The 7,411-nt window shown below is 70.1% G+C and carries 8 protein-coding genes; 4 read left to right on the plus strand and 4 right to left on the minus strand.

Features of this window, described 5'->3' with window-relative positions:
- Positions 1–883, plus strand: an 883-nt coding sequence (locus KME77_RS22955) for an LCP family protein (RefSeq protein ID WP_219471001.1), incomplete at its 5' end; no start/stop codon positions are given.
- Positions 884–889: 6 nt separating this feature from the next.
- Here KME77_RS22955 and KME77_RS22960 read toward each other — a convergent pair.
- From KME77_RS22960 to KME77_RS22970, 3 genes are all read right to left on the minus strand, one after another.
- Positions 890–1,765: an HAD family hydrolase gene (locus tag KME77_RS22960; RefSeq protein ID WP_219471002.1), complete on the minus strand. Its 876-nt coding sequence runs from the start codon at positions 1,763–1,765 to the stop codon at positions 890–892.
- Between the two features lie 14 nt (positions 1,766–1,779).
- Complete coding sequence (locus KME77_RS22965) at positions 1,780–2,430, minus strand: DUF5667 domain-containing protein (RefSeq protein WP_219471003.1); 651 nt, start codon at positions 2,428–2,430, stop codon at positions 1,780–1,782.
- A gap of 71 nt (positions 2,431–2,501) precedes the next feature.
- Positions 2,502–3,140 (minus strand): sigma-70 family RNA polymerase sigma factor, encoded by a 639-nt coding sequence (locus KME77_RS22970; RefSeq protein ID WP_219471004.1) that lies wholly within the window; start codon positions 3,138–3,140, stop codon positions 2,502–2,504.
- A gap of 256 nt (positions 3,141–3,396) precedes the next feature.
- On the opposite strand from KME77_RS22970, the gene KME77_RS22975 reads away from it, so the two are divergent.
- Complete coding sequence (locus KME77_RS22975; protein ID WP_219471005.1) at positions 3,397–4,959, plus strand: putative quinol monooxygenase; 1,563 nt, start codon at positions 3,397–3,399, stop codon at positions 4,957–4,959.
- Between the two features lie 9 nt (positions 4,960–4,968).
- Here KME77_RS22975 and KME77_RS22980 read toward each other — a convergent pair whose 3' ends face one another.
- Positions 4,969–5,205: a glutaredoxin family protein gene (locus tag KME77_RS22980; RefSeq protein WP_219471006.1), complete on the minus strand. Its 237-nt coding sequence runs from the start codon at positions 5,203–5,205 to the stop codon at positions 4,969–4,971.
- 128 nt (positions 5,206–5,333) lie between these two features.
- On the opposite strand from KME77_RS22980, the gene KME77_RS22985 reads away from it, so the two are divergent.
- Both KME77_RS22985 and KME77_RS22990 read left to right on the plus strand, forming a co-directional pair.
- Complete coding sequence (locus tag KME77_RS22985; protein ID WP_308250838.1) at positions 5,334–6,068, plus strand: redox-sensing transcriptional repressor Rex; 735 nt, start codon at positions 5,334–5,336, stop codon at positions 6,066–6,068.
- Entirely contained in the window at positions 6,065–7,336 is a 1,272-nt protein-coding gene (locus KME77_RS22990) for a glutamyl-tRNA reductase (RefSeq protein WP_219471007.1), read from the plus strand. The genes KME77_RS22985 and KME77_RS22990 overlap by 4 nt, the downstream gene beginning before the upstream one ends.
- The last annotated feature ends 75 nt before the right edge of the window (positions 7,337–7,411 follow it).

The raw sequence follows: 7,411 nt of genomic DNA on the forward strand, positions 1-7,411 counted from the left end.
CTGCCGCCCCCCCTGGCTGATGCCCGGCCTGGTCGCGGCGGCCACGGCCGCCGTCGTGGCGGTGCCGACGCTGGTGCTGCGCGACCACCGGACGGCGGGGATCGGGCTGGGCAACCCCCCGGTGAAGGTGAACCGCGACGCCATGAACATCCTGCTGGTCGGCACGGACAGCCTCGCCGGCACGGAGAGGTTCCGTGAGGGCGCGCGCTCGGACACGATGCTGCTGGTGCACCTGCCCGCCGACCGGGCGAACATCACCGCCGTCAACCTGCCCAGGGACTCGATGGTGCAGATCGCGGCGTGCGGGTCCCGGCCCGCCTACCGGGACATGCTCAACCAGGCCTACAACATGGGCGGGATGGACTGCGCGGTCAAGACGGTCGAGTCGCTGACGCGCGTACGCGTGGACCACACGATCGACCTCGACTTCACCTCGGTCGAGGAGGTCGTGAACGCGCTCGGCGGCGTCGAGGTCACCGTGCCGGAGCCGGTGGACGACAGGGCGAGCAAGCTGAAGCTGGAGCGGGGCACGCATGTGCTCGACGGCGAGAAAGCGCTGGCCTGGATCCGGCTGCGGCACTATGGCGACGGGTCCGACATCTCGCGCATCAAGCGTCAGCAGCAGGTCATGATGTCGATGCTGAAGAAGGCCAGGACGCTGCTGGACGACCAGGACGAACTCCAGGGCCTGCTCGACACGGTGAAGAAGTCGGTCAAGACCGACAAGGGCTTCGACCTCGACACCATGGCCGGGATCGCCGTCGGGCTGACCCAGAGCAAGGTGACGTTCTTCACGGTGCCCTGGCAGCCCGACCCGCAGGACAAGAACAGGCTCGTCTGGAGGCAGCCGGAGGCGGACAAGCTCTTCGCCCGCTTCAGGTAGAGGTTCCTACCGGGGGCCGCGGTAGTGGCGGCGCAGGGCGATGCCCGCCGCGATGCCGCCCGCCACGGCCCCGACCCCGGCGGCGATCGGCAGCGCGGTCAGCGTGGCCTTCCTCCCCGTACGGAAGTCCTTGATCGGCCACTCCAGCTGCCGGGCGTGCTCACGCAGCTCGCTGTCGGGGTTGATGGCCACGGGGTGGCCGACCAGCGACAGCATGGGCAGGTCGTTGGCCGAGTCGCTGTAGGCGGTGCACCGGGTCAGGTCGAGGCCCTCCCTGCGGGCCAGCGCCCGCACCGCCTCGGCCTTGGCGGGGCCGTGGAGCAGGTCGCCGACCAGGTGCCCGGTGTAGACGCCGTCGGTGGTCTCGGCCACGGTGCCCAGCGCGCCGGTCAGGCCGAGCCGCTGGGCGATGACCCTGGCCAGCTCGACCGGCGTGGCCGTGACGAGCCAGACCCGCTGGCCGCGGTCGAGGTGGCTCTGCGCGAGGGCTCTGGTGCCGCCCCAGATGCGGTCGGCCATGACCTCGTCGTAGATCTCCTCGCCCAGCCGGATCACGTCGTCGACCTTCGCGCCGGCCACGAACGCCAGCGCCGTCTCGCGGGCGACCGCGATGTGCTCGGGGTTCTCGTTGCCGCGCAGCCGGAACACCGCCTGCCCGACCGCGAACTTGAACAGGTCGGACGTGGTGAACATGCCGCGCGTGGCCAGCCCCCTGGCGAAGTGGTAGATCGAGGCGCCGCGCATCATCGTGTTGTCGACGTCGAAGAAGGCCGCCGCCTGCAGATCGGGCTCCGTGGGAGGCACGGTGACCGCGGCCGCCGCCGCCGCCTCGCCGGCGATCTCCGCCTCCACCTCGCGCTGCCGTCGCATTAGCCGCCACATGGGCCTCAGCTTACCTAGCCCGGGGCCACGAGCCCTTCAATGTAATTGAGGTATCCGGAGGCCTGATCCTGCTCGTCGCCGTGCAACTGCTCCAGCATCGGCTCGACCATGTCCTTCTGGTCCCGGGCGAACCGGTTGATCTTCGGCGAGCGCGGCGCGACGCGCTCCAGCCTGCTGATGCCCGAGCGGGTCGACTTCTCCATGTCGTCGAGCGTCTCGCCGACCAGCGGCCCCTCGCCGGACGAGCCGAGCAGCTCGGCGACCTCCGCGGCCCGCGTCCTGGCCGAGACCAGCTCGCGCTCGGCCCGCTCCACGTCGTCGCCGCTGAGCCGGACGAGCGTGCTCTCCGCGGCGCGCTTGAGCGGGTACAGCGTGTCGCCGGGCAGCGCCTGGTAGGTGGCGAACGCCGACAGCATCATCACGCCCGCCAGAGCGAACGTGGCGGCCTGGGAGAGCCACGAGAGCCCGCACAGGGGGCGGCGGCGGTTCGAGCGGCGCGCGGGCCGTACGGGCTCGCGCAGGGCGCGGTCCGACAGGCGGCCGGACAGGAGGTCGGCGCGCAGGCGTTCGCGAAAGCCCGCGGACGGGCCGCCGCCCAGCGGCAGCGACCCCAGCTCGACGAGGTGACCGAGTACGCGCTCGCGCGATCTGCGCGCCCTACCCATGACCGCTCCCCTGACGCCCCCGCGATGAGTCCAGTGATACCACCTGCCTAACGAGGCGCGGTCGGCGGAGGTTACGCCAGGTCGTGCTTGAGCGCCCTGGCCAACGCCCGGATGGCACGGAACTGCAGCGCTTTGATCGCTCCACTCTTCTTCCCCATGATCAACGCGGTCTCGGCGAGCGACAACCCGTGCAGGAAGCGCAGGACGACGCACTCCTGCTGCTCGGGGTTCAGATCCTGTACGGCGCGCAGGATCCGGTCGTTGATGATGGCCGTGACGACGGCGTTCTCCGGGATGTGCGGGCCGTCCAGGGGAACGTCGATCACCTCCCCGGTGGGGACCTCCAGCCGGTAGCGGCCGGACTTGAAGTGGTCGGTGACCAGGTTCCTGGCGATGGTCACGAGCCAGGCGCCGAAGTCACGGCCCTGCCAGGTGAAGTCGGTGATCCGGCGGAGCGCGCGCAGGAAGGTCTCGCTGGTGAGGTCCTCGGCCAGCGGATGGGAGCCGACGCGGAAGTAGATGTAGCGGTACACCAAATCCACGTAACGGTCATAGAGCGTGCCAAAAGCGTCGGAATCACCGGTCTTGGCGTGCAGCACGAGCGTACGGAGGTCGTCGGGAATCTCTTCCCGCACGGCAAGCTCGCTCGTCCGGGCGGGGCCAGCGACCGCTGGCGTGAGTAGCCCGGCGAACGGCCACGAGTCAGGCATCCGGTATCCCTACGGGTAAGGGGTGCGCCGTGCTCGAACACTCTAGAAATCAACCGGAAATTCCACAATCCGCTTCCCTCAGGCATGACTAGACGTAACCGGCCGATACCGTGTGGACCGACCCGTTCCCTCTTCGGCTACCGGCTGGGAGGCATTGTCCGGCAGCATTGGAGTCACCATGGAGATCCTCGTTGCTGTCATCGCATTCGCCGGTGCCCTCCTTGCCGCGATCACCGCCGTTGCCCTGATCCGGCGGTTGAACGACGAGGTTGAGGGGTGGTTGATCGCCTGGACCGTTTCGGCCGTCGCGCTCTGTCTCGCGCTCGGCTCGGTGGGCGTCGGCTATCTCATGGGGTTCGGGACGGTCACGTTCAAGTTCTTCCAACTGGGCGGGTCACTGCTGGCGCCCCTGTGGCTCGGGCTCGGGCTGATCCAGCTCCTCGCCAGGAAGGTGCCGCCGAAGTTCGCCGGGTGGCTGTTCGGCATCGCGTTCACCATCGTCTCCGGCGTGGTGCTGACCTTCGACCCGGTCAGCGGCGTCGACGAGATGGGCAGGTCGCTGCCCGGCATCGAGGGGCACTGGGATGTCATCCCGCGCTACCTGCTGATCGGCGCGCACACCATCGCCGGGCTGATCATGCTGGCCGCCCTGGTGGTCGCCGGGCTGCGCTGGCGCAGCGGCGACGAGGAGGACACCGACAACCTGCACGCCGTCCTGGTCATCGTGCCCTCCGGCATCGCGCTGATCGGCGCGATGCGGTTCGCGGTGCCGGGGGTCTTCGCCACGGCGCTGCTCGCGGTGGCCGCCGCCGCCATCTGGTACACCGTGCTGCGGCCGCTGGCGCCGTACGAGGACGAGGAGGAGGACGAGGCGCCCGACCGCCGGGCGGGCGACCGGAGGGCGCCTGACCGCAGGGGCGAGCGCACCTCGCCCGGCCGCAGGGCCATGCGCGAGCGCGACCCGTTCCCCGAGTCCGACCCCTTCTACCGGCCCGTTGCCGAGATGCAGCAGCAGGGGCTGCCCCCGCAGCAGCCGCCCATGCAGCCAGCCCAGCAGCCGCAGATGCAGTCACCCATGCAGCCGCCCAACCAGCCGCCCACGCAGCCCCGCAGGTCGGGCCTGGGAGATCTGGTGGCCGAATACCGGGCGGGCGACCAGCAGGTCGACTACGCTGCCCGGATGGCGCCGCCGCCCGACGAGGGCCCTTCGACCGGCTACATCATGAACGGCAGGCACGGCGCGATCCCGCCCGGCCCGCAGTCCGGTCCGCAGCCCGGCCCGCACTCGGGCCCGCACTCAGGCCCGCACCGTTCCGGGCCCCCGCACTCCGCCCCGACGCACCCGGGCCCGGCGCGGCCCGGCATGCCGCAGGACCACTCGATGCCCGCGACGGGCGCGATGTACCCGGGCGCCGAGATGTTCTCCACCGGCTCGCGCGGCGCGGTCCAGCAGCCCCAGGGCCAGGCCCAGCCCGCCTCCAGCCGGCCGTCCCCGAACATCTACGGCATGCTGACCGTCTTCACGCTCATGGACGGCTCGGGCGAGGCCTTCGACCGCCTGGCCGAGGCCACCGTCGAGGCCGTGCGCAGGGGCGAGCCCGACACGCTGGTCTACGCCTGCCACGCCGTCAAGTCGGCCCCGCTCCAGCGCATCGTCTACGAGCTCTACCGCGACGAGGTCGCCTACCGCGACCACCAGCGCCAGCCGCACGTCGAGCGGTTCGTCAACGAGCGGCAGAGCATGGTGCTGGCCACCAACATCATCGAGCTGAACGTCCAGGCGGCCAAGGTCGTGCCGCTGCCCAGCGCCATGTACTAGCGCGACGCGCTAGGAGGCGAGGGCGGCCCGCAGCCGCTCCTCCGACACCCGCCAGAAGTCGTGCTGCACGCCGTCGACCAGGGTGACCGGGATCATCTCCCAGTATTTCTCCCGCAACTCCTGCGAGGAGTCGATGTCGACCTCCTCCCAGGGCACGCCCAGCTCTCCCGCCACGCGCGAGATGATCGCGCGCGCGTCCTCGCACAGATGGCAGCCCGGCCGGCCGAGCAGCGTGATGCGGTGCATCCGTCCACCGTATCGTCCACCCCCATCGGTCCGACTTTGTGCATCGCTTCACAAAGGGATTAACCTGAAAGGCGGTTCGATTCCATTCACGCGGTCGCAAGGCCGCTCGTCCTCTGGAGCTCCGGCACGTGAAGAGCCCGTCCCACTCCCGCGACCGCGGGATCCCCGAGGCAACGGTCGCCCGGCTCCCGTTGTACCTGAGGGCGCTGCACGGGATGGCGGAGAGGGGCGTCGCCACCGTCAGCTCGGAGGACCTGGCCGTGGCGGCCGGGGTCAACTCGGCCAAACTGCGCAAGGATCTGTCTCACCTCGGCTCGTACGGCACGCGGGGCGTCGGCTACGACGTCGAGTACCTCGTCTACCAGATCTCCCGTGAGCTCGGCCTGACCCAGGACTGGGCGGTCGCCATCGTCGGCGTCGGCAACCTGGGCCGCGCCCTGGCCAACTACGGCGGGTTCGTGTCGAGGGGCTTCCGCGTCGCGGCGCTGCTCGACGCCGACCCCGAAGTCGTGGGCGACACCATCGCCGGGTTGAATGTTGAGCACATCGACGTACTGGAAGCCGTGATCGGGCGGCGCGGGGTGTCAATCGTCGTTCTGGCGACGCCGGCGGCCGCGGCTCAGGAGGTCTGCGACCGCGTGGTATCCGCCGGGGTTACCAGCATTCTCAACTTCGCGCCCGTAGTGCTTTCTGTTCCGGACAGTGTCGATGTCCGTAAAGTTGACCTATCAATCGAACTGCAGATCCTTGCGTTTCACGAGCAACGCAAAGCAGGAGGGCCACTTATGGCCGTGGACAGCGCAGTGAGCGAGCCCAGCGAGCAGACCGGTCTGCTGACAGGACCTCCGAAGGAGGATCTGTGAGCGTTCTCACGATCGGCATCAGCCACCGCACGGCGCCGGTGGCGATGTTGGAGCGCGTCGCCGTCTCCGGCGAGACGCTCGTCAAGCTTCTGTACGACGTGCAGCAGGACGCCTGCGTGGCCGAGGCCATGGTCGTCTCCACCTGCAACAGGGTCGAGATCTACGCCGCGGTCGACCGGTTCCACGCCGCCGTCACCTCGATCAGCCGTCTGCTGAGCGTGCACACGGGCGTCACCGTCGACGAGCTGCGCCCGCACCTGTACGTGCACTACGAGGACCGCGCGGTCGAGCACCTGTTCTCGCTGGTCTGCGGCCTCGACTCGATGGTCGTCGGCGAGGGGCAGATCCTCGGCCAGGTCCGCAGGGCGCTCAAGCTGGCCCAGAAGCAGGGCACGGTCGGCGCCACCCTCAACGAGCTGATGCAGCAGGCGCTGCGCGTGGGCAAGCGCGCCCACACCGACACCGGCATCGACACGGCCAGCGCCTCGCTGGTCACCGCGGGGCTGGCGCTGGCGGGCGACCTGGCCGGCCGCCGCGCCCTGGTGGTGGGGGCGGGCTCGATGAGCTCGCTGGCCGCCGTCACGCTGGCGCGCGCGGGCGTCACCGACATCGTCGTGGCCAACCGTACGCTGGAGCGAGGCGTACGGCTGGCCGAGGCGGTCGGCGGCCGGGCCGTGGAGTTCGCGGCCGTACCCGAGGAGCTGGCCGCGGCCGAGCTGGTCATCACCTGCACCGGCGGCGGGCAGCACGTCATCACCCCCGACATGCTCAAGTCCGTCATGTCCGGCAGGCAGGCGTTCCTGCTGGACCTGGCGCTGCCGCACGACATCGACTCCGCCGTGCGCGAGGTGCCCGGCGTCACGCTCGTCGACCTGGAGACCATCCAGGAGTCCGGCATCGGCTCGCGCGACGGCGACACGATCGAGTCGGTGCGCACCCTGGTCGCCGAGGAGCTGGCCGCCTTCCTGAGCGCCGAGCGGGCCGCCAAGGTCACCCCGACCGTGGTCGCGCTGCGCAGCAAGGCCGCCGGGGTGGTCGAGGCGGAGCTGGGCAGGCTGCTCATGCGGATGCCCCACCTCGACGGCAAGGCCAAGGACGAGGTGGCGCAGACCGTCCAACGGGTCGTGGACAAGCTGCTGCACGAGCCGACTGTGCGTGTCAAACAGCTCGCCACCAGCCCGGGAGGCGATCATTATGCGGAAGCGCTCCGCGAGCTGTTCGACCTCGACCCGAAGATGCCCGAAGCCGTAAGGGAGGTGGAGCTGTGACCCTCACCTCGGGGGCGCTGCGCCTGGGCACCAGGCGCAGCCTGATGGCGACCACGCAGTCACAGATGGTCGCCG

It is taken from the genome of Nonomuraea rhizosphaerae (genome assembly GCF_019396405.1).
In the GTDB taxonomy this organism is placed as follows: domain Bacteria; phylum Actinomycetota; class Actinomycetes; order Streptosporangiales; family Streptosporangiaceae; genus Nonomuraea; species Nonomuraea rhizosphaerae.

Excerpts from the sequence above, each read along its gene's own strand:
- KME77_RS22965 (WP_219471003.1), bottom strand. The coding sequence starts at position 2,430 with ATGGGTAGGGCGCGCAGATCGCGCGAGCGCGTACTCGGTCACCTCGTC.
- KME77_RS22980 (WP_219471006.1), bottom strand. The coding sequence starts at position 5,205 with ATGCACCGCATCACGCTGCTCGGCCGGCCGGGCTGCCATCTGTGCGAG.
- KME77_RS22960 (WP_219471002.1), bottom strand. The coding sequence starts at position 1,765 with ATGTGGCGGCTAATGCGACGGCAGCGCGAGGTGGAGGCGGAGATCGCC.
- KME77_RS22970 (WP_219471004.1), bottom strand. The coding sequence starts at position 3,140 with ATGCCTGACTCGTGGCCGTTCGCCGGGCTACTCACGCCAGCGGTCGCT.